This is a genomic window from Marinobacter sp. UBA2688 (assembly GCF_002352785.1).
Taxonomy (GTDB): domain Bacteria; phylum Pseudomonadota; class Gammaproteobacteria; order Pseudomonadales; family Oleiphilaceae; genus Marinobacter; species Marinobacter salarius.
The window spans coordinates 1-2,971 of the sequence record NZ_DELU01000002.1 but is presented as its reverse complement, the minus strand read 5'-3'; the positions used below and the strand labels follow the sequence as shown (position 1 = coordinate 2,971).

Annotated in this window: 1 protein-coding gene; it reads left to right on the top strand. The window is 62.7% G+C overall.

Translation table 11 applies throughout. The features are described from left to right. A partial coding sequence (locus B3M52_RS00095) for a condensation domain-containing protein (protein WP_286748461.1) occupies positions 1 to 2,971 on the top strand: 2,971 nt, incomplete at both ends.

Here is a 2,971-nt window from a genome sequence, read left to right as displayed (position 1 = left end):
CGGAGATGGACACGGTTGGCTACAAGGCGCCACAAACCGACATCGAGCAAACACTCTCACGCCTATGGCAGGAAGTGCTGGGTGTTGAGCGGGTTGGACGACAGGATAATTTCTTTGCCCTGGGGGGCGACTCCATCCAGAGCTTGCGGATCATCGCCAAGGCGAAACGCGTCGGTCTTGAGCTGACGCCCCGGCAGATGTTCGAGCACCAGACCATTGCTGCTCTGGCTCTGGTAGCAACCCATGCGACGGTACAAAACTACGTCGTCGATATGGAACGGGACTTCCCGCTGACACCGATCCAGCAGTGGTTCTTTGATCAGGCCATGCCCCGGCCGGAGCATTGGAACCAGGCACTGTTGCTCAAACCCGCCACGGCATTGAATAGCGAAGCTCTGGCCGAGGCACTCAACGCGATTTACCGACACCACGACGCCTTGCGGCTGCGCTTTGCCCGGAAAAACGATGAATGGCTGCAAGCCTACGGTATACCAGACAAACCGGCGGATCTGCTGTGGTCGGTGACCACAACCCCTGAACAGTTGGTGAACGAATGCGACCGGGCCCAGGCCAGCCTGGATCTGTCGGAAGGGCCCCTGATGCGAGCACTGCATGCACGGCTGGACGACGGTTCCGAAAGGTTGCTGTTGGCGGTGCATCACCTGGGAATCGACGGCGTGTCCTGGCGCATTCTGCTAGACGACCTGATGCAGGCCTACCAGCAGATCCTTCGGGGAGAAACCATTGACCTGGGGGCGAAGGCCACTCCTTTCCAGGCCTGGGCCGAGCAACTGCCAACACCCTGGAATGACGCCGTGTTGGCGGAGGAAATCGACTACTGGTCGGCCATCCCCGCCCCGGCACCGCTGCCGATCGTGAACGCGGGCGGGCCCAATACCGTGGATCAACTGGCCCGGTCGACCATGGCCTTGTCCGCCGAGGTCACCGGGGAGTTGCTGACCGAGGCTCCGAAGGCCTGGCGCGCACAGGTGAATGACCTGCTGCTGACCGCCCTGGGCGAAGCGCTGTTTCACTGGAGTGGTCGTTCGCAGTCAACGATTGCCCTCGAGGGCCACGGTCGTGAGCCGTTGATGGAAGGGGTGGACCTGAGCCGGACCGTCGGCTGGTTCACCAGCCTGTACCCGGTGTGTGTGTCCGGTGGTGGCAACCTTGTCGAGAACCTGAAGGCCACCAAAGAAGCCCTGCGTCAGGTGCCCCGGGGCGGTCTGGGGTACGGTGTGCTGCGCTACCTGAAAGGCGAGCACGGCCTGCCGGATCTCTCTGGCGCGGTGCTTTTCAATTACCTGGGGCAGGTGGACGCAGGCAGCCAGGATGGCCTGGTACTGGCGGAAGAATCGCCGGGTGCCATGCGGGCTATGGATGCTCCTCTGGGGTTTGAACTGTCGCTGGACGGTCAGGTGCGTGACGGCGTGCTGTCGTTTTCCTGCAGTTACAGTGCGGCGCGTTATCAGCGTGAAGCAATTGACGAGCTGATGAAGAATTTCCGTCGCGCCCTCGAAAACGTAGTCGCGACGTGCCGGGAAACCGGTGGCGTAACACCCTCAGATTTCCCGCTGGTGGCCCTGGACCAGACCGCGCTGGATGCCTTGCCGGTCGGGCAGGGCGACATCGACGATCTGCTGCCACTGACGCCGATGCAACAGGGGTTGCTGTTCCATAGTGAGCTGGGGGGTGTCTCCGATACCTACGTCAATCAGGTGTCCGTGACCCTGAACGATCTGCCTGTGGAGCCCTTCAAGGCGGCCTGGCAGTCGGCGGTTGCCCGTCACCCAGTTCTGAGGGCCGGGTTTATTCATGCGCCCGGTTCCCAGTTGCCGGTGCAGCTGATTCACCACAAAGCCGTGCTGTCGATCCGCGAACTGGATTGGCGCACTGATGCTTCCATGACTCTGGATGCTCTCTGCCAACAGGAAAAATCGGCCGCTTTCGACCTGGCCCGGCCGCCGCTGATGCGGATGGTGCTGATCCGGCTGGGGGAGCGGCGCTGGCAGATGGTCCTGACGCTTCACCACATCCTCCTGGACGGCTGGAGCAGTGCGGCGCTGCTCAGCGAAGTCATGCTGGAGACTCTGGGCGGGCGCCTGGAGACCCCGGCCCGTTACCATGACTATTTCAATTGGCTGGTTGGGCGGGATCTTGAAAGCGCCGAGACTTTCTGGCGCGACCAACTGTGCCAGCTTCCCGAGCCCACGCGTCTGGCCCCACTGCTGGCCGACAGCCGTTGCCTGGACCGGGACGAGGCTTCACTCGCCGATATTGTGATGCATCCGGATTACGACTCCCTGGCGGGATTTGCCCGGCAACAACAGGTGACCCTCAATACCCTCATTCAAGCCGCCTGGACCCTGATCCTTCAGCGTTACACCGGCCAGCGCGAAGTGGCCTTCGGCGCCACGGTGTCTGGTCGGCCGGCGGCGGTGTCCGGTATGGATCGCCAGATCGGGTTGTTCATCAACACGCTGCCAGTCGTTGAGGCCCCGGCACCAGAGCAGCGCCTGGGAGACTGGTTGGCAGAGCTACAGGCTCACAACCTGGCGTTGCGGGAGCACGAGCATACCCCGCTGTACCAGATTCAGCAGTATGCCGGGCAATCGGGGCGAGAGCTGTTTGATTCCCTGCTGGTGTTTGAGAACTTCCCGGTGGACGATGCCCTGCGCAGCGATGCCTCCGGCGTGCGAGCCAGCAACCTTCAGGTGAGCGAACAGACCCATTACCCCCTGAGCCTGGCGGTCGAGGCCGGGCAGGGGCTGGTCCTGCACCTGCATTACCGTAACGATCAGGTGTCACCGGCCCGCGCGGAAGCGCTTGCAGGCCAGTTGGAACACCTCCTGTACGCCATGGCGCGGAGCGGCGAACAGCGACTGTCGGATCTGCCCCTGCTGACGGACCTCGAACAACAGGTCTGGAATGACTGGAACACCGTGGCTCACCCGGCAGTGGACCCGCGTCC